This window comes from Streptomyces sp. NPDC054757 (assembly GCF_053612185.1).
The window spans coordinates 488,759-512,461 of the sequence record NZ_JBSHBW010000002.1 but is presented as its reverse complement, the minus strand read 5'-3'; the positions used below and the strand labels follow the sequence as shown (position 1 = coordinate 512,461).

20 protein-coding genes are annotated in these 23,703 nt (G+C 70.9%); 9 read left to right on the top strand and 11 right to left on the bottom strand.

The features are described 5' to 3' along the window. Entirely contained in the window at positions 1 to 1,209 is a 1,209-nt protein-coding gene (locus ACWGKJ_RS05050; RefSeq protein WP_385017774.1) for a PucR family transcriptional regulator, read from the top strand. A gap of 85 nt (positions 1,210 to 1,294) precedes the next feature. On the opposite strand, the gene ACWGKJ_RS05045 is transcribed toward ACWGKJ_RS05050, so the two are convergent. After that, positions 1,295 to 2,092 (bottom strand): SDR family NAD(P)-dependent oxidoreductase, encoded by a 798-nt coding sequence (locus ACWGKJ_RS05045; protein WP_385017771.1) that lies wholly within the window; start codon positions 2,090 to 2,092, stop codon positions 1,295 to 1,297. A gap of 86 nt (positions 2,093 to 2,178) precedes the next feature. Between ACWGKJ_RS05045 and ACWGKJ_RS05040 the strand changes: the two genes are divergently transcribed. Further along, positions 2,179 to 3,030 (top strand): helix-turn-helix transcriptional regulator, encoded by an 852-nt coding sequence (locus ACWGKJ_RS05040; protein ID WP_385017768.1) that lies wholly within the window; start codon positions 2,179 to 2,181, stop codon positions 3,028 to 3,030. A 121-nt stretch (positions 3,031 to 3,151) separates the two neighbouring features. Here ACWGKJ_RS05040 and cynR read toward each other — a convergent pair whose 3' ends face one another. Then, complete coding sequence (cynR, locus tag ACWGKJ_RS05035) at positions 3,152 to 4,051, bottom strand: transcriptional regulator CynR (protein ID WP_385017765.1); 900 nt, start codon at positions 4,049 to 4,051, stop codon at positions 3,152 to 3,154. Between the two features lie 137 nt (positions 4,052 to 4,188). Between cynR and ACWGKJ_RS05030 the strand changes: the two genes are divergently transcribed. The 3 genes from ACWGKJ_RS05030 (at position 4,189) to ACWGKJ_RS05020 (ending at position 5,978) form a co-directional block, all read left to right on the top strand. Continuing rightward, positions 4,189 to 4,815, top strand: coding sequence for a carbonic anhydrase (locus ACWGKJ_RS05030; RefSeq protein WP_385017762.1), 627 nt, complete (start codon positions 4,189 to 4,191; stop codon positions 4,813 to 4,815). Positions 4,816 to 4,939: 124 nt separating this feature from the next. Next, entirely contained in the window at positions 4,940 to 5,410 is a 471-nt protein-coding gene (gene cynS, locus ACWGKJ_RS05025; RefSeq protein WP_385017759.1) for a cyanase, read from the top strand. Between the two features lie 67 nt (positions 5,411 to 5,477). Further along, positions 5,478 to 5,978 carry a nucleoside deaminase gene (locus tag ACWGKJ_RS05020; RefSeq protein WP_385017756.1) on the top strand — a complete coding sequence of 167 codons (501 nt, stop codon included), beginning with the start codon at positions 5,478 to 5,480 and terminating at the stop codon, positions 5,976 to 5,978. 157 nt (positions 5,979 to 6,135) lie between these two features. Here ACWGKJ_RS05020 and ACWGKJ_RS05015 read toward each other — a convergent pair whose 3' ends face one another. The 7 genes from ACWGKJ_RS05015 to ACWGKJ_RS04985 all read right to left on the bottom strand — a co-directional run bounded on the left by ACWGKJ_RS05015 (position 6,136) and on the right by ACWGKJ_RS04985 (position 16,516). Next, on the bottom strand, positions 6,136 to 6,717 hold the full coding sequence (locus tag ACWGKJ_RS05015; RefSeq protein WP_385017753.1) for a TetR/AcrR family transcriptional regulator: 582 nt from the start codon (positions 6,715 to 6,717) through the stop codon (positions 6,136 to 6,138). 78 nt (positions 6,718 to 6,795) lie between these two features. Continuing rightward, entirely contained in the window at positions 6,796 to 8,388 is a 1,593-nt protein-coding gene (gene serA / locus ACWGKJ_RS05010; RefSeq protein ID WP_385017750.1) for a phosphoglycerate dehydrogenase, read from the bottom strand. 223 nt (positions 8,389 to 8,611) lie between these two features. After that, positions 8,612 to 9,613: a ketol-acid reductoisomerase gene (gene ilvC, locus ACWGKJ_RS05005; protein WP_385017747.1), complete on the bottom strand. Its 1,002-nt coding sequence runs from the start codon at positions 9,611 to 9,613 to the stop codon at positions 8,612 to 8,614. Between the two features lie 153 nt (positions 9,614 to 9,766). After that, entirely contained in the window at positions 9,767 to 10,294 is a 528-nt protein-coding gene (gene ilvN, locus ACWGKJ_RS05000) for an acetolactate synthase small subunit (RefSeq protein ID WP_385017744.1), read from the bottom strand. Positions 10,295 to 10,314: 20 nt separating this feature from the next. Continuing rightward, positions 10,315 to 12,201 carry an acetolactate synthase large subunit gene (locus ACWGKJ_RS04995; RefSeq protein ID WP_385017842.1) on the bottom strand — a complete coding sequence of 629 codons (1,887 nt, stop codon included), beginning with the start codon at positions 12,199 to 12,201 and terminating at the stop codon, positions 10,315 to 10,317. Between the two features lie 216 nt (positions 12,202 to 12,417). Next, on the bottom strand, positions 12,418 to 15,279 hold the full coding sequence (locus ACWGKJ_RS04990; RefSeq protein ID WP_385017742.1) for a putative bifunctional diguanylate cyclase/phosphodiesterase: 2,862 nt from the start codon (positions 15,277 to 15,279) through the stop codon (positions 12,418 to 12,420). 298 nt (positions 15,280 to 15,577) lie between these two features. After that, positions 15,578 to 16,516, bottom strand: a complete 939-nt coding sequence (locus tag ACWGKJ_RS04985) for a 2-hydroxyacid dehydrogenase (protein WP_385017739.1) — start codon at positions 16,514 to 16,516, stop codon at positions 15,578 to 15,580. A gap of 47 nt (positions 16,517 to 16,563) precedes the next feature. Here ACWGKJ_RS04985 and ACWGKJ_RS04980 point away from each other — a divergent pair, with 47 nt between their 5' ends. The 4 genes from ACWGKJ_RS04980 (at position 16,564) to ACWGKJ_RS04965 (ending at position 19,898) form a co-directional block, all read left to right on the top strand. Next, positions 16,564 to 17,556: an aldo/keto reductase gene (locus ACWGKJ_RS04980; RefSeq protein ID WP_385017736.1), complete on the top strand. Its 993-nt coding sequence runs from the start codon at positions 16,564 to 16,566 to the stop codon at positions 17,554 to 17,556. A gap of 235 nt (positions 17,557 to 17,791) precedes the next feature. Beyond that, on the top strand, positions 17,792 to 18,988 hold the full coding sequence (locus ACWGKJ_RS04975; protein ID WP_385017733.1) for a PQQ-dependent sugar dehydrogenase: 1,197 nt from the start codon (positions 17,792 to 17,794) through the stop codon (positions 18,986 to 18,988). 67 nt (positions 18,989 to 19,055) lie between these two features. Beyond that, the gene (locus tag ACWGKJ_RS04970) at positions 19,056 to 19,295 is read left to right on the top strand and encodes a DUF6191 domain-containing protein (RefSeq protein ID WP_385017730.1); all 240 of its coding nucleotides are present in this window, start codon (positions 19,056 to 19,058) and stop codon (positions 19,293 to 19,295) included. A gap of 144 nt (positions 19,296 to 19,439) precedes the next feature. Next, positions 19,440 to 19,898, top strand: a complete 459-nt coding sequence (locus ACWGKJ_RS04965) for a carbonic anhydrase (protein ID WP_385017727.1) — start codon at positions 19,440 to 19,442, stop codon at positions 19,896 to 19,898. Between the two features lie 175 nt (positions 19,899 to 20,073). Here ACWGKJ_RS04965 and ACWGKJ_RS04960 read toward each other — a convergent pair whose 3' ends face one another. Then, on the bottom strand, positions 20,074 to 23,256 hold the full coding sequence (locus ACWGKJ_RS04960) for a helix-turn-helix transcriptional regulator (RefSeq protein ID WP_385017725.1): 3,183 nt from the start codon (positions 23,254 to 23,256) through the stop codon (positions 20,074 to 20,076). Positions 23,257 to 23,339: 83 nt separating this feature from the next. Next, positions 23,340 to 23,513 carry a hypothetical protein gene (locus tag ACWGKJ_RS04955; RefSeq protein ID WP_385017722.1) on the bottom strand — a complete coding sequence of 58 codons (174 nt, stop codon included), beginning with the start codon at positions 23,511 to 23,513 and terminating at the stop codon, positions 23,340 to 23,342. Between the last annotated feature and the right edge of the window lie 190 nt (positions 23,514 to 23,703).

Genomic DNA, 23,703 nt, shown 5'->3' with positions numbered 1-23,703 from the left:
GTGAAAGGTGACTACCAGGAACTGGCCGACGAGATCTCGGCACTGCTCGGCGCCCCCGCGACGCTGGAGAACCGGGACTTCGGGCTGATCGCCTTCGGGGCGCACAACAGCGAGGACGACAGCGAGATGGACCCGGTCCGTACCCGCTCGATCCTCACCCGGCGGTCCACCCCGGCCGTCCGCTCCTGGTTCGAGGACTTCGGCATCACCCGCGCCACCGGCCCGGTCCGCATCCCCGCCGCCCCGGAGGCCGGTGTCTACCGTGGCCGGATCTGTCTGCCGGTACGCCATCGGGGCACCGTGTACGGATATGTGTGGCTGCTGGACTCCGACCCGGGCCCCACGGCCGCCCGGCTGGCAGCCGCGATGGAGGTGACCGCCCGCATCGGCGACCTGCTCTTCGACGAGGCGCAGGCGGGTGCCGGGCTCTCCCGGGAGTTCCGCGCGGTGCTCACCGCCGAGAGCGGCTGGCCGCGCGACATGGCGGTGGCCGCGCTGCGTACGGCGCTCGGACCGGGTGCGGACGGGCTGCACGCCATGGTGTGTGTGGTGCCCTGGCCCGACGAGGACCGCCCGGTGCGCCCCGTACCGGCCGCCGCCGCGCTCTGCACCCTGCCGGGGACGGGCCCCGGTGGGACTCCCGGCGTCGCGGAATCCGGTACGGGCGGCGGCGCGGCCGACGCCCTGCCCGCCGAGGGCGGTCCGTACGCTCTAGCCGCGCTGATCAGGGTGCGCAGCGCGGGCACCCTCGCGCCGGCCCTGAGCGCGGCGTCCCGGCTCGCGGAGCTGGCGGGCGCCGGGGCGACCGCCGGGGTGGCACCGGCCCGGCACGGTCTGGGCGAGCTGTCGGTTTCCTGGCGGGAGTCGGCGGCGGCCGCCCGCGCCGCGGCGGCCGAGCCACGGTTCGGCCCGGTCGCCGAGTGGGCGTCGATCGGCCCGTACCGCCTGCTGACGGCGCTCCCCCGGGGGCTGGCACAGGACCCGGTGGTACGGGACCTCACCGCGCCGTCCCATACCGAACTGGCGCACACCGCCGAGGTGTTCCTGGACTGCGCGGGCCAGGCCGGACGTACCGCGTCGGCGCTCGGCATCCACCGTCAGACCCTCTACTACCGCCTCACCCGCATCGAGCAGCTGACCGGCCTCGACCTGGACGAGGGCGAGGACCGGCTGCTGCTGCACATGGCGCTGAAGGGGAGCCGGCTGTAGCTGCCGCGGGTTCCGGCAGCCGGCTGTAACGGACGCAAGTTCCGGGATTCGCGAGCGCTTCCAGGTGATCATGAGCGCCGTGCTGTCAGGCACCGGCCCCGCCGTCCACCGGAAGCACCGCCCCGGTCACCATGGCGGCGCGGTCGCTGAGCAGCCACGCGGCGGCCTCCGCGACCTCGCGCGGCTCCGCCATCCGCCCCAGCGGGACCGACTTGGTCACCTGGGCCCTGATGCCGGGGGTTGCCGCCTCCCACGCGTCGATCATCTCGGTGTCGGTGCCGCCCGGGGTGATGCCGTTGACGCGGATACCGTCGCGGGCCCAGCTCACCGCGGCGGTCTCGGTGAGGCTGTTGAGCGCCCGCTTCATCGCGCCGTACGCCGGCAGGGCCGGGTTCGCGCGACGGCTGCCGATGCTCGATGTGTTGACGATGGCGCCACCGCCCCCACTCCGCATGAGGGCCGCCTGCGCGTTCATGGCCGTCCAGTGCGCGCGGAAGTTCACGGCGAACTGCTCGTCGATGTCCTCGTCGCTGGTGGTGTCGAGCGGGCCGGGCTGCTGGATCGCCGCACCGTTGTTGAAGGCCCCGTCCAGCTTCCCGTGCAGTTCCCCGACCCGGTCGACGGCCGCGCGGATACTCACGCGGTCGGCGAGGTCCATGGGGACGGCATGGGCGACGCCGCCGTCAGCGCGAATGCCGGTGACGATCCCGTCGAGGGCGCTCGTCCCACGGGCCGCGAGAACCACGGCCGCCCCTTCGCGGGCGAAGAGCCTGGCCGCCGCGGCGCCGATGCCGCGGCTGGCCCCGGTGATGAAGACGACCTTGCCGGTGAGCAGGCCGGCAGATGTGAAGTCCTTGGTGTTCGTCATGTCGGTGTTCGTCATGCCAACAGTCTTGGAGCGGCGGCCGGACCGGATACAGGCACAGGCTGTACCAGGAAGGGCCGCCGTACCCCGTGCACACTGGGGGCATGGACAAGCAGGAACTGGGCGCGTTCCTCCGCAGCCGCCGCGAGCGGCTCACGCCGCAGGACGTCGGTCTCCCCTCAGGACCGCGCAGGCGAACCCCCGGGCTCCGGCGGGAGGAGACCGCGGTCCTCGCGCACATCTCCACGGAGTACTACATCCGTCTGGAGCAGGGCCGCGCACCCCGGCCGTCCGGCGAGGTTCTCGCCGGGATCGCGAGTGCGCTGCGGCTCACGGACCCCGAGACCGACCACCTCCACGTCCTCGCGGGTACCGCGCGGATTCGTAACCGGAGGCACCAGCGTGATGTCCGGCCGAGCATCCTCGCACTCCTGGAGCGACTGCCGCAGACGGCGGGCCTGGTCGTGTCCGCGACGTTCGAGGTGCTCGCCTGGAACCGCCTCGCCGCCGCTCTCATGGAGGATTTCGCGGCCGTTCCCCCCGAGGAGCGCAACCTTGCCCGCCTTGCGTTCCTCGGGACGCGGCGGACCGGCCGCACTCTGTACGGGGTGTCCGACGTCTCCGAGTTCCGGCACAACGTCGTGCTGGAGCTGCGCGCCACCGCGGCCCGCTACCCGGCCGACCCCGATGTGACCGGCCTGGTCGGCGAACTCCGCGCGGGCAGCCCGGACTTCGCCCGGCTGTGGGAGCGGCACGAGGTGAAGGCCGCCCCGACACTCACCAAGACATTCCGCCATCCCGTCGTCGGCGAGATCACCGTGGACTGCGACAACCTCGCTCTCTCCGACCGCGACCAGCGCCTGGTGCTCTACAGCGCACCGCTGGGATCACCTGACGCCGAAGCACTGGCCCTGCTGAACGTGCTGGGCACCGAGGCCATCGACTACCAGCTGTAGCCGGCAGCGCTCATCTCGCGCGGAGCCCGCCGTCTGCCCGGGGCAGGCGGCTCGCGAAGCCGCGCTCCCTGCCGCGGCTCCGGCAGAAACGGCTCCCGCCTCTCCCGCCGTACGGGCTCAGTCAGGCGGGCATGTAGCCGCGGGCCCTCAGGAGGTGCCGGACGACGTCCGTGAAGGCGCGGGAGGCGGCGCTCCGGTATCCGCTCTCGCGCCGGAGGAGCGCCACGGTGCGCCGCGGAAGGGGCGGTTCCAGCGGGACGGGGTGGAGGTGCGGGTGGTCATGGGTGATGGCGTCGGGCAGGACGGTGGCCAGCGCGGTGCGCCGGACGATCTCGGTGAGCGCCTGGATGGAGTTGGCCTCCACCATGATGCGGGGGCTGACCCGCTGCCCGGCGAAGTAGGCGTCGATGTGGCCGCGGGTGGCGAAGTCGTCGCTGAGCAGGGCCAGATGGCGCTCGGCGAGGGCCCCGACGGGCAGCGGCCCGCCACCTTCCGTACCGGGACTGCCGGTGACCAGGCTGAGGGTCTCGGTGAAGAGGGGAGTCGCGGCGATACCGGGCAGATGCGGGCCGTCGAAGGCGATTCCCAGGTCGAGTGCGTCGGCGAGCAGGGCGGACTCGATGTGATCCTGCGTCATCTCCTTTACGTCCAGGGCGATACCGGGATGGCGGGTGTGCACTTCGGCGACCAGGGGCCCGACCAGATACGCGGTGAAGGTCGGGGTCACCGCGAGCCGAAGGCTGCCCCGGGAGAGGTCCTGGACATCGGCGACGGCCCGTTCACCGGCCGCCAGGTCTCGCAGCGCCCGGCGTGCGTAGTGCGCGTACGCCTCGCCCGCGTCGGTGAGACAGACGGCGCGGCCGGTACGGTCCAGCAGCTGCACCCCCACACCGCGCTCCAGCTGCTTGATCTGCTGGGAGAGGGTCGGCTGTGAGATCCGCAGGTCCTCGGCGGCGCGGGTGAAGCTGCCGTGCTCGGCCACGGCGAGCAGATAGCGGAGATGACGCAGTTCCAGGGCCATGTCTCCCACTGTAGACGCCGTTATAGATGTCATCGATAGAAATGATGGCCAGTACGTCTTGGACGCTATAGCCACAGGTCGTGCACGCTGGATTCCGACCGGCCCACGGGGCCCGGCGTCCATCGAAAGGAGTGGCCATGGGCGGCCTCGCCGAAGGAGTACGGCGCTTCAAGCGGGACATCTTTCCCCCCAGGGCGGAGCTCTTCGCCCACTTGGCGGGCCATCACCGCCCGACGGCACTGTTCATCGGCTGCTCCGACGCCCGCGTCGTGCCGGAGCTGATCTGCGCCAGCGAACCGGGCGAGCTGTTCGTGATCCGCACGGCGGGCAACCTCGTTCCCGCCCACGGGTCCGGCGCCGCCGACGGGATCGCGGCGAGCATCGAGTACGCCGTCGCGGTGCTGGGCGTCTCCGACATCGTGGTCTGCGGGCACTCCGCCTGCGGCGCGATGACCGCCCTGGCCGAGGGCCACGACCTGACCGGCGCTCCGGCGGTCGCCGACTGGCTGCGGCAGGCGGACCTCTCCCCCGCGGCCGGCCCCACCACGGCCACGCCCCGCCCGGGAGCGGGAGCGGAAGCCGTGGACACGCTGATCCGGCGGAACGTGCTCGCGCAACTGGCGAACCTGGCCGCCCACCCCCCGGTGGCCCGCGCCCTCGCCACCGGCACGGTCGCCCTGCACGGCTGGGTCTACTCCATCGCCACCGGCACCGTCGAAGAGCTCGACCCCGTGACCGGCCGCGGCACCGCCCTGGCCGCCTGACCCCGTACACCCCTGGCACCCGGCCGCCGTGGCACGCGCCCGGATTCGCCGTCCACCCGCTCATGACCCGCCGCAGCCGGGCTCCCGGGAAGCGGCACACAGAACACCGAGAGGTACCAAGCTCATGACCCATGCCCAGCTGGACCCCACCGCCCGTCAGGACCTGGCCGTCGCCGCCGTCGAGGCCAAGATCCGCAAGGACCTGACCTGGCAGCAGATCGCCGACGCGGCAGGGCTGTCCCCGGCCTTCACCACCGCCGCCGTACTCGGCCAGCACGCCCTGCCCGCCGAGGCGGCGCAGTCCGTCGCCGGGCTGCTCGGTCTGGACGACGACGCGGTGACGCTGCTCCAGACCATTCCGGCCCGGGGCTCGATCCCCGGCGGCATCCCGACCGACCCGACGATCTACCGCTTCTACGAAATGCTGCAGGTCTACGGCACCACGCTCAAGGCGCTGGTCCACGAACAGTTCGGCGACGGCATCATCAGCGCGATCAACTTCAAGCTCGACGTGCGGAAGGTCGCCGACCCGGAGGGCGGCGAGCGCGCCATCATCACCCTGGACGGCAAGTACCTGCCCACCAAGCCCTTCTGAGCAGCGGGATCCGGTCCCCGTCCGCCACCCCCGCACACACCCGCGTTCACATCCCGGAGGAATCCTCATGGACTTCGCCCAGCGCACCATCGACCTCGCCCGGCAGAACGTCGCCGACGGCGGCCGGCCGTTCGCGACCGTCATCGTCAAGGACGGCGCCGTCCTCGCCGAGAGCCCCAACAAGGTCGCCCAGACCAACGACCCGACGGCCCACGCCGAGGTCCTCGCCATCCGTGAGGCATGCGTGAAACTGGGCACGGAGCACCTGGCGGGCGCCACCATCTACGTCCTCGCCCACCCCTGCCCGATGTGCCTCGGGGCGCTGTACTACTGCTCCCCCGACGAGGTGGTCTTCCTCACCACCCGCGATGCCTACGAGCCGCACTATGTCGACGACCGCAAGTACTTCGAACTCGACACCTTCTACGGCGAGTTCGCCAAGGACTACACCGAGCGCCGGCTGCCCATGCGCCACGAGTCGCACGACGGCGCGGTCGATGTCTACCGGTACTGGCAGGAGCTGAACGGCGGCGAACGCCGGGTGGCCGGAGCCCCCACCGCCGGCTGACGCCCCCACACCGGCCGAACGGGCGGCGGGGACCGGTCCATCCACGGGCCGGTCCCCGCCGCCCGTTCCGTCCGCTGCACGCCGTCCGGCCCGGATGACCGAGTCGCGTGGTCGGCCCCGGACGGCCGAGTCGCGGTATCCGGTCCGGGCAGTCGAGTCAGCCGGTCCGGTCGTCTCCGGTGATCGCCCGCAGTCCGTCCACGAGGTCCCGCGCGGAGGGGGCCGTCGCCGGATCCACCAGCCACTGCATCATCACCCCGGCGAGCAGCGCCTGGTAGACGAGACCGGCCGTCCGGGCCTTCTCCGGCTCGGCCTCCTCGTCGATGCCCTGGAAGTTCTGCGCGAGTCCGGTGCGGCCCTCCTGCTGCGGCCCGGCGATGGCCTTGCGCAGCTCGGGATCGTCCTCGACCCGCGAGATCACTTCGAGCTGGAGCTGCCAGAGTGCCCGGCTGTCCTCGTAGGAACCGATGACCTTGCCCCACACCGCCTCGAAGCGCTCGTACGGATCGGTGATGGCCGAGGGGTCGACCCCGGAGTCCTCGCCGACCGCGTCGCCCCACTCCTCGGTCACCTTGAGGAAGGCCAGGTTGAGCAGGGCCTCCTTGGAACCGTAGTGGTAGCCGATGGAGGCCAGATTCGTACCGGAGGCGGCGACGATGTCGCGGGCCGTCGTCCGCGCGTACCCCTTTTCGAGGAGGCAGCGCTTGGCGCCTTCGAGCAGATCCTCACGATGTCCCATGACAGCAGCGTACCCGGCTCATAGACGCCTGTGTAAGACATGCGTCTATGAGCCGGGTACGGCGGTGACGAGCGGAGATCAGTCGGTCAGGTCGACCGAACGGGCCGAGGCGGCGCCGATCTCGTCGGAGATCTCGGCGAGCACGGCCGGCGGTACGGTGTCGTCGACGGTCAGGACGACCAGCGCCTCGCCGCCCACCGCGGCCCGCGAGACCTGCATACCGGCGATGTTCAGCCCGGCCTCACCGAGGATCTTGCCGACGGCGCCCACCACTCCGGGACGGTCCGCGTAGCGCAGCACGACCATGTGGTCGGAGAGCGCGACATCCACGTCGTACGCACCGACGGAGACGATCTTCTGGAGGTTCTTCGGACCGGCCAGCGTGCCGGAGACCGAGACCTCCTCGCCGTCCGCGAGGGTTCCGCGGACGGTGACGACATTGCGGTGGTCGGGCGACTCGGAGCTGGTCGTCAGGCGGACCTCGACACCGCGCTCCTGCGCGAAGAGCGGAGCGTTGACATAGCTCACGGTCTCGTCCACGACATCCTCGAACACGCCCTTGAGCGCGGAGAGTTCGAGCACCTTGACGTCGTGCTGGGTGATCTCGCCGTACACCTCGACATCGAGCCGGGCCGCGACCTCGCCCGCCAGCGCGGTGAAGATCCGGCCGAGCTTCTCGGCGAGCGGCAGCCCCGGGCGGACGTCCTCGGCGATCACGCCGCCCTGGACGTTGACCGCGTCCGGGACCAACTCCCCGGCGAGCGCGAGCCGTACGGACTTGGCGACCGCGACACCCGCCTTCTCCTGCGCCTCGTCCGTGGAGGCACCGAGGTGCGGGGTGCAGACCACCTGGTCGAACTGGAAGAGCGGGGAGTCCGTGCAGGGCTCCTTCGCGTACACATCCAGACCGGCACCGGCGACGCGGCCCTCCTTGAGCGCGGAGGCGAGCGCCTCCTCGTCGACGATCCCGCCCCGCGCGGCGTTGACGATCCGGACGTGCGGCTGCACCTTGTGCAGCGCCTCGTCGCCGATCAGGCCGATCGTCTCGGGGGTCTTGGGGAGGTGAACGGTGATGAAGTCCGCGACTTCGAGGAGTTCGTCGAGCGAGAGGAGCTTGACGCCCATCTGGGCTGCGCGCGCGGGCTGTACATAGGGGTCGTAGGCGACGATCTTCATGCCGAAGGCCGACATGCGCTGCGCGACCAGGACACCGATCCGGCCGAGGCCGACGACGCCGAGGGTCTTCTCGCTCAGCTCGACACCGGTGTACTTCGAACGCTTCCACTCGCCGTTCTTGAGCGCGCTGTTGGCCTGCGGGATGTTGCGCGCGGTGGCGACCAGCAGACCGCAGGCGAGCTCGGCGGCGGTGACGATGTTGGAGGTCGGTGCGTTCACGACCATGACGCCGGCCTTGGTGGCGGCCGAGACGTCGACGTTGTCCAGGCCGACACCGGCACGGGCGACGATCTTCAGCTTCTTGGCCGCGGCGACGGCCTCGGCGTCGACCTTGGTCGCCGAGCGCACCAGGATCGCGTCCACATCGGCGATGGCGGGCAGCAGCTCCGCGCGGTCGGCGCCGTTGCAGTGCCGGACCTCGAAGTCGGGTCCCAGCGCGTCCACCGTGGCGGGCGACAGCTCTTCAGCGATGAGTACGACAGGTTTCGAGCTCACGTAGTCCTCACAAGTCCGTTGCGGAGGGCCGTCCCGACGGCCGCAGGCGGAGGGGCTGGGCGCGTGGAAGACGCACGACGCTGTGGGCCTGACGCGTATGTTCTGAGCAGTGTAGTGGCGTTGCGGCCCACTTATTCCGCCAGTACGGAAGGATCACCCGTACGTGGTTGGCCGCGGTGGACAGGGGGCCGTTCCGCACCGGAAGGCCCCCTGTCCTCATGGCTTATGCGTCGTCGTTGTCGACCCAGCTCATGAGCTTGCGGAGCTCCTTGCCCGTGGTCTCCAGCAGGTGGTCCGCGTCGGCCTTCTTGTACTCGTTGTACTTCTTCAGACCGCCGTGGTACTCGTCCATCCAGTTCTTGGCGAACGTACCGTCCTGGATCTCACCGAGGATCTTCTTCATCTCGGCCTTGGTCTGGTCCGTGATGATGCGCGGGCCGCTGACGTAGTCGCCCCACTCGGCGGTCTCGGAGATCGACCAGCGCATCTTCTCCAGGCCGCCCTCGTACATGAGGTCCACGATCAGCTTGAGCTCGTGGAGGCACTCGAAGTACGCGATCTCCGGCTGGTAGCCGGCCTCGGTGAGGGTCTCGAAGCCCGCCTTGACCAGAGCGGCGGTGCCGCCGCAGAGCACGGCCTGCTCGCCGAAGAGGTCGGTCTCGGTCTCCTCGGTGAAGGTCGTCTTGATGACGCCGGCGCGGGTGCCGCCGATGCCCTTCGCGTAGGAGAGCGCCAGTTCCAGGCCCTTGCCCGACGCGTCCTGCTCGACGGCCACGATGCACGGAACGCCGCGGCCCTCCTCGTACTGACGGCGGACCAGGTGACCCGGGCCCTTCGGGGCGACCATGCAGACGTCGACGTTGGCCGGCGGCTTGATGAAGTCGAAGCGGATGTTCAGACCGTGGCCGAAGAACAGCGCGTCGCCGTCCTTCAGGTTGTCCTTGATGGACTCCTCGTAGACCTGGGCCTGGATCGGGTCCGGGACGAGGATCATGATGACGTCGGCCTCGGCGGACGCCTCGGCGGGGGTCACCACGCGCAGGCCCTGCTCCTCGGCCTTGGCCTTGGACTTGGAGCCCTCGTGCAGACCGACACGGACGTCGACACCCGAGTCACGCAGCGACAGCGCGTGGGCGTGGCCCTGGCTGCCGTATCCGATGACTGCGACCTTGCGGCCCTGGATGATCGACAGGTCGGCATCGTCGTCGTAGAAAAGCTCGGCCACTGGGATATCTCCTTGGTGTGCAGGTGTTACGGCCCACCGTACGGCGGGCGGGTGAGGGAAGGTTTTCGGGTCTCGCCATGCGAGCGGCCGGGCGCCGCGCGCACGGCTGGGGCCGCCGGGTGCCCAACGGCTCGGCGGGCACCCGGGGGCCGCTCAGGCGCTGCGTTCGAGCGCCCGCAGGCTGCGGTCGGTGATGGAGCGCGCGCCGCGGCCTATGGCGATCGACCCGGACTGGACGAGCTCCTTGATGCCGTACTGCTCCAGCATCTTCAGCATCGCGTCCAGCTTGTCGGTCCCTCCGGTGGCCTCGATGGTCACGGCCTCCGGTGAGACGTCCACGGTCTTGGCGCGGAACAGCTGGACGATCTCGGTGATCTGGGAGCGGGTCTCGTTGTCGGCGCGGACCTTCACCAGGACGAGCTCGCGCTGGATCGCAGCGCCGGGCTCGAGTTCGACGATCTTCAGGACGTTGACCAGCTTGTTGAGCTGCTTCGTCACCTGCTCCAGCGGCAGGTCTTCGACACTCACCACAATGGTGATGCGGGAGATGTCGGGGTGTTCGGTGACGCCCACGGCGAGCGAGTCGATGTTGAAGCCGCGGCGGGAGAACAGGGCGGCGATCCGGGCGAGGATGCCCGGTGTGTTCTCGACCAGGACGGAGAGCGTGTGCTTGGTGGACATGTCGTCGGTCTCTCTCTGTCTCAGTTCTCTTCGCTGTCGCCGAAGTCGGGGCGGACACCGCGGGCGGCCATGACCTCGTCGTTGGAGGTACCGGCGGCCACCATGGGCCAGACCATCGCGTCCTCGTGGACGATGAAGTCGACCACGACCGGGCGGTCGTTGATGGCGTTCGCCTCGGCGATGACCTTGTCCAGGTCCTCGGGGCGCTCGCAGCGCAGCGCCACACAGCCCATGGCCTCGGAGAGCTTCACGAAGTCCGGGATGCGGGTGCCGCCGCTCCCCTTGCCGTCCGCCGCGACGCCGTCGGCGCCGGGGCCGGAGTGCAGCACCGTGTTGGAGTAGCGCTGGTTGTAGAAGAGGGTCTGCCACTGGCGGACCATGCCGAGGGCGCCGTTGTTGATGATGGCGACCTTGATCGGGATGTTGTTGAGCGCGCAGGTGGTCAGTTCCTGATTGGTCATCTGGAAGCAGCCGTCACCGTCGATCGCCCAGACCATCCGGTCCGGCATGCCGGCCTTGGCGCCCATCGCGGCCGGGACCGCGTAGCCCATCGTTCCGGCGCCGCCGGAGTTCAGCCAGGTGGCGGGCTGCTCGTACTGGATGAAGTGCGAGGCCCACATCTGGTGCTGGCCGACGCCCGCCGCGAAGATCGTGTCCGCGTCGGCGGCACGGCCGATACGCTCGATGACCTGCTGCGGCGAGAGGCTGCCGTCCTCGGGCAGGTCGTAGCCGAGCGGGTAGGTGTCGCGCCAGCGGTTCAGGTCCGTCCACCAGTCCGCGTACCGCTTCTGGGCGGCGGCGCCCATGGTGCCCTCGGTGTGCTCGGCCTGGACGGCCTGCACCAGGTCGGCGATGACCTCCCGGGCATCCCCGACGATCGGGACGTCCACCAGGCGGTTCTTGCCGATCTCGGCGGGGTCGACGTCCGCGTGGATGACCTTGGCGTCCGGCGCGAAGCTGTCGAGCTTGCCGGTGACCCGGTCGTCGAAGCGGGTGCCGAGCGCGATCAGCAGGTCTGACTTCTGCAGTGCGGTCACCGCGGTCACCGCACCGTGCATCCCGGGCATGCCCACATGCTGCGGGTGGCTGTCGGGGAACGCGCCGAGCGCCATCAGCGTGGTGGAGACCGGTGCCCCGGTCAGCTCGGCGAGCACCTTGAGCTCCGCGGTGGCGTGCGCCTTGATGACACCGCCGCCGACGTACAGCACCGGGCGCTTCGACTGCGCGATCAGCCGGGCGGCCTCACGGATCTGCTTGGCGTGCGGCTTGGTGACCGGCCGGTAGCCGGGCAGCTCCTGCTGCGGCGGCCAGGAGAACGTCGTCTGCGCCTGCAGGGCGTCCTTGGCGATGTCCACCAGCACCGGGCCCGGGCGTCCGGTCGCGGCGACGTGGAACGCCTCGGCGATCACTCGCGGGATGTCGGCCGCGTCGGTGACCAGCCAGTTGTGCTTGGTGATCGGCATTGTGATGCCGCAGATGTCCGCCTCCTGGAAGGCGTCCGTACCGATCGAGGCGGCAGCCACCTGCCCGGTGATCGCGACCAGCGGGACCGAGTCCATGTGCGCGTCGGCGATCGGCGTGACCAGGTTGGTGGCGCCCGGACCCGACGTGGCCATGCACACCCCGACCTTGCCGGTGGCCTGTGCGTAACCGGTGGCCGCGTGGCCCGCGCCCTGCTCGTGCCTGACCAGGATGTGGCGCACCCGGGTGGAGTCCATCATCGGGTCGTACGCCGGGAGGATCGCACCACCGGGGATGCCGAATACCGTATCGGCGCCGACTTCCTCAAGAGAACGGATGAGGGACTGCGCGCCCGTGACGTGCTCGACGGTGGCGGACGACGGTCCGCCGTTACGGGCCCGCGGCTGCGGGTGGTGGGCCCCGGTGGCCTGCTCGGTCATCGGCATTCTCTTCTCGAAGCTGAGGGTTTTTGCGGGGATTTTCACGGTGTTCGGATGGTGCTGGTGCAACAAAAAACCCCCCGTGCCGTGAGGCAAGCGAGGGGAGCGCGTCGGGTGCGTTGAGCGGAGCTGGTGAGGAGCTCTGCTTCAGCCGACGCGCTTTCCAAGTACGAGAATTCGGGTGGTCATGGCACTGACCTTCCTCCCGGCCCCTGCTTACTGTCAAGTGGGTGGGACGGGCGTCTCATTATTTGAACCAGCGAAGGACCGCGTCCCCCGTGTTCCGAGCAGGACCGGCCTGGCCGTGCCGCCCGGCAGGGGGAAGCGCGAACGGCTCAGGGAGCGGCGCAGCCGGTACTCGTCGAGCGGCCCGGAGAACGCCATGCCCTGCCCGTGCGTACACCCCATCGAGCGCAGCGCGCTCACCTGTTCGGGTAAGTCGACCCCGTCCGCGACGGACTGCATGCCCAGGTCGCAGGCGATGCGCAGCAGCCCACTGGTGATCTTGTGCAGCCGCGCCGACTCCACGACCCCATCGACCAGCCCGCGGTCCAGTTTGAGTACGTCGACGGGGAGCCGCCGAAGGGCGTTTATCGCGGCGTAGCCCCGGCCGAACCCGTCCAGGGCGATGCGCACACCATGTCTGCGCAGGACCATCAGACGGCGCTCCAGCTCCTCGAAGGGGATCCGCGGATCGCTGTCGGCGATCTCGATGACCAGGGCGCCGGAGGGCAGCGCGTGCCGGGTGAGGAGCGCCTCGATGGACCCGAGGGGCATGGACCTGTCCAGCAGCCTGCGGGCGGAGAGGCGCACGGCCACCGGCACCTGGTGCCCGGCGACCCCACGGTCGGCGGCCTGTTCGACGGCCTCCTCCAGCAGCCAGCGGCCCAGCTCACCGGTGCGGGCGCCCTCGGCCATGTCCCCGGTCTCCTGGACCTGGAGGAACTCCGCCGGGGTGAAGAGGATGCCCTGGGTCGACCGCCAGCGCGCCTGGGCGGCGACGGCGGCGATCCGGCCGGTGGTGAGATTCACCACCGGCTGGTGCAGCAGGGCGAATTCGCCGTCGTGCAGCGCGGAGCGGAGGCGGGCGGTCAGTTCGGTCCTGCGGACGACCTCGGCCTGCATCTGCGGTGCGTAGAGCTCGACGCGGTTCTTGCCGCCGGCCTTCGCCCGGTACATGGCGAGGTCGGCGTTGCGCATCAGGTCGGTCGGGGTGATGCCCGGCTCCGCGAAGGCGACACCGATGGAGGCCGCGACCCGCACCTCGCTGCCCTCGATCCGGTACGGCTCGGAGAGCCGCAGCCGCAGCCGGTCGGCGATCTCGTGGACCTGGCACTCGCGGGCGGGCTGGTCCCGGCCGCCGTTGCCGATGATCAGCGCCGCGAACTCGTCGCCGCCGAGCCGGGCCGCCGTGTCCGCGGCCCGGACCGATTCCTGGAGGCGGCGGGCCGCCTGGATCAGCAGCTCGTCCCCGGCCTGGTGACCGATGGTGTCGTTCACCGCCTTGAATCCGTCCAGGTCGATGAAGAGCACCGCCGTGCCGTGGTCCGTCGCCCTGCGCCCGACGAGCGCCTTGCGGACCCGGTCGGTGAAGAGCGCACGGTTGGGCAGATCGGTGAGCGGATCGTGCTCGGCGTTGTGCTGCAACTGCGCCTGGAGCCTGACTCGTTCGGTCACGTCCCTGCTGTTGAAGATCAGGCCGCCCTGGTGGCGGTTGACCGTGGACTCGACATTGAGCCAGTCGCCGGTGCCCGACCGGAAGCGGCATTCGATCCGGGTGGTGGGCTCGGTGGCGGGCGATGCGGCCAGAAACCGCCGCACCTCGTGGACGACGCGCCCCAGATCCTCGGAGTGGATGAGCGAGGCGAGCTCCGAGCCGATGAGCTCCTCGGCGTCCCGCCCGTAGACGCCTGAGGCGGCGGGGCTGACGTACCGCAGGATGCCGGTGGGCGCGGCGATCATGATGACATCGCTCGACCCCTGCACCAGGGAGCGGAAGTGGTTCTCCTTCTGGGCCAGCTCATGGGTGAGCGCGATGTTGTCGACGAGCATGATGCCCTGTCGTACGACCAGGGCGAGCACGACCGTACAGCCGGTGAAGACGACCACCCGGTCCACTCTGCGGCCGTCGATCACGTTGTCGAGGATGCCGAGGGTGCAGACCGCCGCGGCGAGATACGGCGTGAGGGCGGCGAGCGATCCGGCGATCGGGCGGCTCAGATGGCCCGCGTGGCGGATTCCCCGCTCCACGGGCACCGGGTCCGTCCCGGTGAAGCCGCTGGCTCCCCGCCGCGCCGCCCACGGGGCGTACGCGAGGAGCAGCGACCCCGCGAACCAGCCGGCGTCGAGCAACTGGCCCGAGTGGTAACTCGCGCGCAACAGGGGCGAGGTGAACAGGGCATCGGAGAGGACGGTCAGCGCGAGCCCGGCGATGGCGGTGTTGATCGCGGATCGGTTGGCGTTGGACCTGCGGAAGTGCAGGGCGAGCACCATGGACACCAGGACGATGTCCAGGAGCGGGTAGGCGAGCGAGAGGGCCGCGTGGGCCACGCTCTCGTGCTTGCCCTCCAGCCGCGTGGTGTGCGCGAGCGCGAGGCTCCAGGAGAGCGTCAGCAGTGAGCCGCCGATGAGCCAGGCGTCCAGCACCAGGCAGACCCAACCGGCCCGGGTGACGGGGCGCTTGGCGAGCACCAGCAGCCCCACGATGGCAGGCGGCGCGAAGCAGAGGAAGAAGAGGTCGGCGAGGGACGGACTGGGCACCGGCACCTGCAGGATGACCTCGTACCAGCCCCAGACCCCGTTCCCCAGCGCGGCCATCGCGGAGGAGACCGAGAAGAGCAGCCAGGCGGGCCGGAACCTGATCTCCCGGGTACGCGCGTAGAGGAAGCAGGAGACCGCTGCCAGGGCTGCGGCGAAGCTGAGGCCGAAGTCACCCATCACGAGGGCCAGTTGTGTGGAGCCCCAGTCGAACGCGGAGCCGACGGCATATCCTCCGCACACCAGGGCGAGGAGCAACTGGGAGAGCAGGCCCGCCGGACCGCCGGAGGCCGGCCGCCGGGCAAGCAGCGCCCCCGGCGCACTCACCGCTCCTCCCCCGGAGGCACCAACGGCGGCATCGCACCGCATGGGCCCGTTCTGCACAGGGTGGTCCGCCGGGGACGCCGTCGATGGCCCCACCGCGTCAGCTGGTTCGTCCATTGGCCGTGCATCGCCCGTCGCCCCCTCGGAATCTGTACGCTCCCCCGCACCGTGACCTTGCCCGGCGGAGCCCCCAACCGGACGATACACCAGTACCGTCACTCAGGGACATAGCGTCTCTACGCTCCGTTACGAGTAGGAGAGTTGTGGACACACTGCGCATCCGAACGCCTGCAGAACGCGCCTATTCGGTCGTCATTACGACATTCTCCGGCTGCTGACCCGCCGCGAACCGGGTCAGCTGCGAGGCCAGCAGCCGCTTGGCGCGGGGGGTGAACGCCGAGGTGGCACCGCCCGCGTGGGGGCTGATGAGGCAGCCGGGCGCGTGCCACAACGGGTGTCCGGCGGGCAGCGGTTCGGGGTCCGTGACGTCGAGGGCCGCGCGCAGCCGTTCCGTCTCCAGCTCGGCGAGGAGCGCCTCGGTGTCGACGACGGGGCCGCGCGCGACGTTCACCAGCAGCGCGCCGTCCTTCATGCCCGCCAGGAAGTCCGCGTCCACCAGCCCCCTGGTCTGTTCGGTGAGCGGCGTGGAGAGGACGACGACGTCCGCGCCCGGCAGCAGCTCCGACAGTTCGTTGAATGCGTGCACTTGACCGCGCTCCGTAGTGCGAGAGGAGCGCGCGACGCGCACCACCCGCGCACACTCGAAGGGAACGAGCCGGTCCTCGATCGCGGCGCCGATCGACCCGTACCCCACGATCAGTACCGTCCCGTCGGCGAGCGCGGGCCGGAAACCGGACCGCCAGTCCTCACTCTGCTGACCGCGAACGAAATCGGGTATCCCGCGCAGCGAGGCCAGCATCAGGGTGAGGGCGAGTTCGGCGGTGGACGCCTCGTGCACACCACGCGCGTTGCAGAGCCGGACGCCGGCGTGGAGGCCGCCCAGGCCCTGCCGTACGTCGTCGACACCGGCCGTGAGGGTCTGTACGACGCGCACACGCGTCATCTCGCCGAGCGGGCGCAGCGCGACCTCCGTGCCCTTCATGTAGGGGACCACGTAATAGGCGCAGTCGGCGGGGTCGGCGGGGTACTGCGGACCGCCGTCCCAGAACCGGTAACGGAGCTTGTCGGGCAGGCCGTCGATCTCGTCGGGCGGGAAGGGGAGCCACACATCAGCAGTCATGATCCGGAGGTTAGTTTGGGGGACGGGAAGAGGGAGGATGCGGCCAGGTGGAGCGCAGGACAATCGGGGCGGCAGCGCTCGAAGTGGGCGCTATCGGGCTCGGCTGTATGCCGATGAGCTGGGCGTACACCAGCTCTCAGCAACGCGGGGACCGTTCGCTGCGCGCCGTGCACGCCGCACTCGACGCCGGCTCGACCCTGCTCGACACAGCCGACATGTACGGCCCGTTCACCAATGAACTGCTGCTGGGCCGGGTCCTGAGGGAGCGCCGGGCCGATGTCTTCCTCTCCACCAAGTGTGGCCTCCTGGCGGGCGAACAGCACATCGTGGCCAACGGCAGACCCGGTTATATACGCCGGGCCTGCGATGCCTCGCTGCGGCGGCTGCAGACCGATGTGATCGACCTCTACCAGCTGCACAGGGCCGATCCCGAGGTGCCGGTCGAGGAGACCTGGGGGGCCATGGCCGAACTGGTAGCGGCGGGAAAGGTGCGGGCCCTCGGTTTCTGCGCGGTGGGAGCGCGCGCCTCCCGGCGCTCCGGCGCCCGCCTGCACGACGGGACGGTCCGGCAGCTGGACCGGGTGCAGCAGGTTTTCCCGGTGAGCGCCGTGCAGGCCGAACTCTCGGTGTGGTCCCGGGACGCTCTCGACACCCTGCTGCCGTGGTGCGAGGCGCGTGGGGTGGGGTTCCTGGCCGCGATGCCGCTGGGGAACGGTTTCCTCACGGGCACCCTCACCCCGGGGCAGGGCTTCGAGCCCGATGATGTGCGGGCCAGGCATCCGCGGTTCACGGCCGAGATGATGGCGGCGAACCAGCCCGTGGTGGCGGGGCTGCGGCGGATCGCGGACCGGCTCGGGGCGACCCCGGCCCAGGTGGCGCTGGCCTGGGTGCTGAGGCAGGGGCCGCAGGTGGTGCCGGTGCCGGGGACCAAGCAGGAGCAGTGGGCCACGGAGAACGCCCGCGCCGCGGAACTGGCGCCGACGGCGGAGGATCTCGCGGAGATCGCGGAGCTGCCGCCCGCACGCGGCTCCTGGGACTGAGACGGCCCGTGGCCGGTGCACCCGGACGGGGCCCCGGCCAGGTGCAACCGGACGGGTATGTGTACGGGCACCGTCGCGGCTGCGCGGGCAACGTCGAGACTGCGCGGGCACCGGTCGAGACTGCGCGGGCGGCACTCCCGGGGGCGCTGGACGGACGGCGCTCCCGGGGGCTGGACGGGTCGCGCCTTCGGAGCTGTACGGACCGGAGTGGGAACCGGCGACGGGCCTGCGGTGTATGAACAGTAGCTGTGCCGTCGTCGAAGGGATCAGAACCGTGCAACGTCCAGCTGTGACAGCCGTGTTGGCCTCGGTCCTGCTGTTGTCGGCCGTCGGGTGCTCGACCGCGGGCGGCGATGGCCCACCGGGCACGGCCCGCGCCCCAGGGCCGCACACGGGCACCTCCGCGTCGCCCTCTCCGTCCCGGGCCGTCCCACCGGCGAAGGGGGCGGTGAAGATCGTCTCGACCCTCACCACGGGTCTCGATTCGCCGTGGGGGGTCGCGGTCCTCCCCGAGGGGGACCTGCTGGTCTCCTCACGCGACCGGGGGACGATCATCAAGGTCGATGCCGGAACCGGCCGGAAGACGGCCGTCGGAAAGGTCCCGGGGGTGGCCCCTGCCGGTGAGGGCGGGCTGCTGGGCATAGCGGTCTCCCCCACGTACGCCTCGGACCACCTGGTGTACGCGTACTTCACCACCACCTCCGACAACCGCATCGCGCGTATGTTCTACGACGCGAAGCAGCCGACTGGGCAGCAGCTGGGAGCACCCGACACGGTCTTCAAGGGCATCCCGAAGGGAGCCCTTCACAACGGCGGACGCATCGCCTTCGGACCGGACAAGATGCTCTACGCGGGCACCGGCGAGACCGGCGACCGGGGCCTGGCCCAGGACAGGAAGTCGCTGGGCGGCAAGATCCTCCGGATGACACCGGACGGACAGCCGGTGCACGGCGATCCCTGGGCCGACTCCGTCGTCTACTCCTACGGGCACCGCAATGTGCAGGGCCTCGCCTGGGACACGGACGGGCAGCTGTGGGCCGACGAGTTCGGCCAGGACACCTGGGACGAGCTGAACCTGATCCGTCCCGGGAAGAACTACGGCTGGCCGGAAGTGGAGGGCAAGGCAGGAAAGGGGGCCTTCACTGGCTCCGTGGAGCAGTGGAAGCCGGCGGACGCCTCCCCGAGTGGTATCGCCTACGCCGAGGGATCCCTCTGGATGGCGTCCCTGCGCGGCGAGCGGCTGTGGCGGATCCCGCTCGACGGCGACAAGCCGTCGGCCCGGCCGCAGGCCTTCCTCCAGGGCAGGTACGGGCGGCTGCGCACCGTGGTCTCCGCAGGCGGGGACAGGCTGTGGCTGGTCACGAGCAACACCGACTCACGGGGCAGGCCCAAGGCCGGGGACGACCGGATCCTTCAGCTGGAGGTGAAGTAGCCGGGGTTACGCTGAGGAGGGCTCACCGCACGGGAGCCCGGCCGGGGCTCACCCCCAGGGGGTCTGGATGTTCAACCTGATAGAGCAGCTCTTCGCACCTGGGCGTAAGCACACCGAGGACGAGAACAAGCGGCTTGAGCTGTCCCGCGTCGATCTCAACGACGGCGATCCGGGACGCGGCCCGATAGACCTGGACTCGGGCACAGTGACCATCCGGCCCAATGACAAGAGCCAGGACGAGGACCAGAGCCAGGACGAGGGCCGGCACGAGGACCAGCACCAGGGGCATGGGCGGGGGCAGGCGTAGGGCCAGCTCCCGTTGGAGGCCTGGCCACCAGCGCCGGGAGTGGGGCCCGATCCCATCTGAGGCCCGGCGACCTGCACCAGCACGAGTGCCCTGCCGGTGCCGGCTCCTGGCCCAGAAGCAGGAGCCTTTCGGCTCGGTCCTCTCGTGCATCGACTCCGGGTACTTCCTGAGCTCCTTTTCGACACCGGCCTGGGCGACCTCTACGTGATGCGCACGGGCGGAGAAGCGGTCGGCCCGGTCGTCACCGGCTCCGTCGAGTACGGGCCCATGACGAGTGGCACCCCCCTCATCGTGGTCCTCGGGCATCAGCGCTGCGGAGCCATCAAGGCGGCGTACACGTCCCTGTGTGACGGCAAACCGCTGCCCGGCAACCTGCAGGCGATCGTCAAGGCCATGCAGCCCGCGTACGAACAGGCAGTCCGGGAAGGGGGCGCCGACCCGACCGAGACCATGGCCCGCGCCCAGGTCAGGTTGACCGCGGCCGGTCTGCGCTCCAACAAGGATCTGGCCCCCCTTGTGGCCAAGGGCTCCCTGGCCGTGGTCGGCGCCTACTACTCACTCGACAGCGGCCAGGTGAACGTCCTGTCCGGTGCGCCTTCCTGATCTGTCGGCCGAGCGCCATGCGGACCGCTCTTGAGGGGCTGGCTGTCCCTTCTCGTGGCCGAAGCCGGTCAGCGGACGACCCCGCCCGCTGAGGGCGGAGGACGGCTGAGAACAGCAGCCGGCCGAGAGGAGCGGACAGCTGAGGCGGCTCGGGCCACCCAGCCGGCCCGCACCCTCAGCCAACCCCCGCGGTGTCCTGAACGGCGTTCTCCGGCACACGGACCGCTGTATCTGCTGTGCCCACTGCATCTGATGTGCCCGCTGCACCTGCCGCGTCCGTGGAGCCTGCCGTATCGACGCCGGAGTCGGTGAAGAGGTGCAGCCGGTGGACCAGTGCGGCGGCCTCCCCACGGCCGGTGACACCGAGCTTGGCCAGGATGTGGGAGACATGCACGCTCGCCGTCTTGGGTGCGATGAACAGCGTCTCGGCTATCTGCCGGTTGGTGCGGCCCGCCGCGACCAGCCGCAGGACGTCCTGCTCACGGCTGGTGAGGCCGAAGTCGTCGACCGGGCTGCGCACGCCCTTCCGTGCGGCAGCGGGCCGGGGGTGGTCGTCCGCGGCTTCGGTGAGCGGGAGTCTGGCCCGCTGTGCGAGCAATCCGATCTCCTCGGCCAGCGGGCGGGTGCCCAGCCGATCGGCCGTGGCCAGACTGCCGCGGAGCAGCCGCGCCGCGCGTTCACGGTCGGGCTCCCGGGCGGAGCCATGCGCGAGCAGGGCGGCGGCCCAGTGGACCTGCACCTGCGCCAGCTCGTAAGGCCGTTCCAGCGGCTCCAGGGCCTCGGCGGCGGCGCTCCAGTGCTCCGGCCGGTCGCGACCGTCGGCTCGGGCCAACTCGGCGCTCACATGGAGGGCGTAGGCCGCCCAGAGCGGTACGGGGGTGGCGAGCCGCATCGCTGTCGCGCGGATGAGGGCCAGGGCCTGCGCGCGGCCCGGCTCGGCCGCCGGCAGGCCGCGGGTGTTCGCCTCGGCGGTGGCGGCCGCAAGAAGCAGTGGCCAGCCGTACCGCTGGGTGCCGGGAGGGAATCCGGCCGCCACGGTGTCGGCCAGGACCTCGCGGGCCTCCGCCGGCCGGCCCTGGGCGGCCAGGATCCCCAGGGTGAGTCTGGCCAGGGGGATGGCGTGCTGGGGCATCGGGTCATGGGTGCCGAAGTGGGCCCGGGCGGACGCGAGGTGCCCGGCCGCCTCGGTCCGCTCGCCGCGGAGCAGCGCCAGATCCGTCAGTCGCAGACAGACGTTCCCCCGGGGCTTGGCGCTCTGCGCGCCCCTCAGCACCCACTGGGCGCAGGCCGACGCCTCGCCCCAGCGGCCCAGGGCGAAGAGTGAGTCGGTCAGGTTGCTCCGGACCCATGCCTCCTGGTCCCGCAGGCCGTACTTGCCCGCGAGGGCGACCCCGGCGGTCCCCACATCGACGGCCTCGTCGGATCGGCCGATGGCCTCCAGGTGCGACATCAGGTTGGTGTGGGCGCGGCAGGCTTCGGACACCAGGCCGAGTTCGGCCGTCCGCCGGAGGGCCGCCCGCATGGTGGCAAGCCCGGTCTCGACATCGCCGGAGTCGATCAGGAGGCCGCCGAGGGTGAGGCGGGCGTTCAGTTCGGTCTCCTCGGCGCCGACCAGCCGGGCGTAGTCCACGGCGCATTCGGCCGCGGACAAGCTGTCGGGTCCCGGTTCATGGAGCATCGCCCAGCCCGCCGCGGTGGCGAGGACCTGGGCGTGGACGGCCGACGGCGGCAGCCCCCGCACCAGCTCCTGGGCGGCGGCGATCTCCCGCCAGCCGTTGCCCCGGGCCAGGCTCTGTTCCAGCTTGGCCCGCTCGGTCCAGAACCAGGCGGCGCGCAGAGCGTCGTCGGCGCCGCCGTCGATGATCCGCAGGGCCTTCTTGGCGATCTTCAGGGCCCGTTCGCGCTCACCGCAGCAGCGCGCGGCGACCACCGCTTCGGCGAGCAGGTCGAGATAGCGCACCGCGGAGGGTGCGGATGTCCCGGGATCGCATCCGCAGACCGGGTAGGCGTCGGCCGAGTCCATCGGCCGCAGCCCCTCCCGTACACCGGCGGGCACACTGTCCCACAGCTCCATCGCCCGCTCCAGGAGCCGCAGTTGCTCGGCGTAGGCGTGGCGCTGACGGGCCTCCGCGGAGGCCAGCAGTACGGCGGGCAGGGCCTTCGCCGCGTCGTGTGCGTAGTACCAGTAGCCGGCGAGCCGGGTGGTGCGCGCGTCGGCCCGTACGAGCGAGGGGTCGGCCTCCAGCGCCTCCGCGCACTGGCGGTTGATACGGGAACGCTCGCCCGGCAGCAGATCGTCACTGACGGCCTCACGGACCAGGGAGTGGCGGAAGCGGTAACCGGCGCCGTCCGGCGCGGCGATCAGGATGCCGGCCCCGACAGCGGCCCGCAACGCCTCGATCAGCTCGTCCTCGCACAGCCGGGTCACGGCGGCGAGCAGCGGATACTCGACGGTCGAGCCGCCCTCGGCCGCGAACCGGACAACCCGCTGGGCGTGGTCGGACAGGGCTTCGACCCGGACCAGCAGCAGGTCGCGCAGTGAGTCGCTGATCCCGGACACCGCACCGGTGCCGGTGCAGACGGCCAGTTCCTCGACGAAGAAGGCATTGCCGTCGGAGCGGGCGAAGATCTCGTCGGCCAGCGCCGGTTCCGGCTCGGCGGCGAGGATGCCGGTCAGCTGGAGGCGTACCTCGGACCGGGTGAAACGGGCCAGGTCGATCCGGCGGACCGTACGCAGCCGGTCCAGTTCCGCCAGGAGCGGGCGCAGTGGATGGCGGCGGTGGATGTCGTCGGCCCGGTAGGTGGCGACGACCACGAGGCGCCCGCTGCTGAGGGTCCGGAAGAGATAGGCGAGCAGATGGCGCGTCGATGCGTCGGCCCAGTGCAGGTCCTCCAGGACCAGTACCACCGTACGGTCGGCGGCTATCCGCTCCAGCAGCCGTGAGGTCAGCTCGAAGAGCCGTGCCGTGCCGTCCTCGTGGTCCGTCCGTCTGCCGGTCTCCCCCAATTCGGGCAGGATTCTGGCCAGTTCGCCCTCCTGGCCCTCGATCGCCGCGGCCATCTCGTCGGGGAGACGGCGGCGCAGTGCGCGCAGGGCGGTGGAGAACGGGGCGTACGGAAGGCCGTCGGCGCCGATCTCGACACAGCCGCCGACCGCGACGACGGCCCCGGTGCGGCCCGCCCCCTCGGTGAACTCCTCGATGAGTCTGGTCTTGCCGACCCCGGCCTCTCCTCCGATGAGCAGCGCCTGCGGCTCCCCTGCCGTGGCGCGCGAGAGCGCTTCGCCGAGGGCGGCCAACTCATCGGCGCGACCGACGAATACCGGGCTGACCGAGGTGATCTCCACAGGGCCGAGCATGGCACAGGGGTCGGACAGTGCGGCACCCGTACGAGGGGTGCCGTCTGCCGACGTGCGGTCCGGGCCGGGCGGTGCGCCGTGCATCAGGCCGCGTGGGCGAACAGGTCGCGCAGTGCCCTCACCTTCCCCTCCGTGTCGTCCCGGCCGGAACGGCGGGCGGCCCTGCGGGCCTTGAGTGCCTGGGCTGCGAGCCGTCCGGCCTCGGCGCGTCGGGTGAGGTCGGCGGCGTGGGCCTTCTGGAGGTCCTGCTGGATCATGATGTTCTCCCCTGTGGGCGGAGGCCGGTCGCGGCTTCCTTCGATGCCTCGACTCTCGTCTCCCAGGGGGGTTCGCCGCATCGGGCGAGTGCCCGATCCTCATGGCGGAGGGGGCCTTAGGCGCGGTACGTGAGTGCTTACGTACGGCCCAGGCCCCCTCGGGGATGCCTTACAGGTTCCGGTCCTGCGG

Excerpts from the sequence above, each read along its gene's own strand:
- ACWGKJ_RS04970 (WP_385017730.1), top strand. The coding sequence starts at position 19,056 with ATGTTCAACCTGATAGAGCAGCTCTTCGCACCTGGGCGTAAGCACACC.
- cynS (WP_385017759.1), top strand. The coding sequence starts at position 4,940 with ATGACCCATGCCCAGCTGGACCCCACCGCCCGTCAGGACCTGGCCGTC.
- ACWGKJ_RS05020 (WP_385017756.1), top strand. The coding sequence starts at position 5,478 with ATGGACTTCGCCCAGCGCACCATCGACCTCGCCCGGCAGAACGTCGCC.
- ACWGKJ_RS04975 (WP_385017733.1), top strand. The coding sequence starts at position 17,792 with ATGAACAGTAGCTGTGCCGTCGTCGAAGGGATCAGAACCGTGCAACGT.
- ACWGKJ_RS04985 (WP_385017739.1), bottom strand. The coding sequence starts at position 16,516 with ATGACTGCTGATGTGTGGCTCCCCTTCCCGCCCGACGAGATCGACGGC.
- ACWGKJ_RS05030 (WP_385017762.1), top strand. The coding sequence starts at position 4,189 with ATGGGCGGCCTCGCCGAAGGAGTACGGCGCTTCAAGCGGGACATCTTT.
- ACWGKJ_RS04995 (WP_385017842.1), bottom strand. The coding sequence starts at position 12,201 with ATGCCGATGACCGAGCAGGCCACCGGGGCCCACCACCCGCAGCCGCGG.
- ACWGKJ_RS04960 (WP_385017725.1), bottom strand. The coding sequence starts at position 23,256 with ATGCTCGGCCCTGTGGAGATCACCTCGGTCAGCCCGGTATTCGTCGGT.
- cynR (WP_385017765.1), bottom strand. The coding sequence starts at position 4,051 with ATGGCCCTGGAACTGCGTCATCTCCGCTATCTGCTCGCCGTGGCCGAG.
- ACWGKJ_RS04955 (WP_385017722.1), bottom strand. The coding sequence starts at position 23,513 with ATGATCCAGCAGGACCTCCAGAAGGCCCACGCCGCCGACCTCACCCGA.
- ilvN (WP_385017744.1), bottom strand. The coding sequence starts at position 10,294 with ATGTCCACCAAGCACACGCTCTCCGTCCTGGTCGAGAACACACCGGGC.
- ACWGKJ_RS05015 (WP_385017753.1), bottom strand. The coding sequence starts at position 6,717 with ATGGGACATCGTGAGGATCTGCTCGAAGGCGCCAAGCGCTGCCTCCTC.
- ACWGKJ_RS05040 (WP_385017768.1), top strand. The coding sequence starts at position 2,179 with ATGGACAAGCAGGAACTGGGCGCGTTCCTCCGCAGCCGCCGCGAGCGG.
- ACWGKJ_RS05045 (WP_385017771.1), bottom strand. The coding sequence starts at position 2,092 with ATGACGAACACCGACATGACGAACACCAAGGACTTCACATCTGCCGGC.